The 307-nt window shown below is 46.9% G+C and carries 1 protein-coding gene; it reads left to right on the forward strand.

Going from position 1 to position 307, the window contains the following annotated elements; translation table 11 throughout:
* A partial coding sequence (locus AB4585_RS23695) for an S-adenosylmethionine:tRNA ribosyltransferase-isomerase (protein WP_372171215.1) occupies positions 1–307 on the forward strand: 307 nt, incomplete at both ends.

Here is a 307-nt window from a genome sequence, read left to right on the forward strand (position 1 = left end):
GTTTAACAACACTCGAGTGATCCCAGCTCGCGTATTTGGCCGTAAGGCTAGTGGTGGCAAAATAGAGGTTCTGGTAGAGAGAATGGTGGATGAGCATACGATATTGGCTCATGTACGCTCTTCAAAATCACCAAAGCCAGGTACTGAGTTGTTTCTTGGCGATAAAGATCAGTATGCAGCTGTTATGGTTGCTAGGCACGATGCCTTGTTTGAGATTCGTTTTACCTCTGATAAAGCCGTGCTGCAAATCCTAGAAGAAGTCGGCCACATGCCTTTGCCACCTTACATTGATCGTCCGGATGAGGAC

Source organism: Vibrio sp. 10N.222.49.C9 (assembly GCF_041474985.1).
GTDB classification, from domain to species: domain Bacteria; phylum Pseudomonadota; class Gammaproteobacteria; order Enterobacterales; family Vibrionaceae; genus Vibrio; species Vibrio crassostreae_C.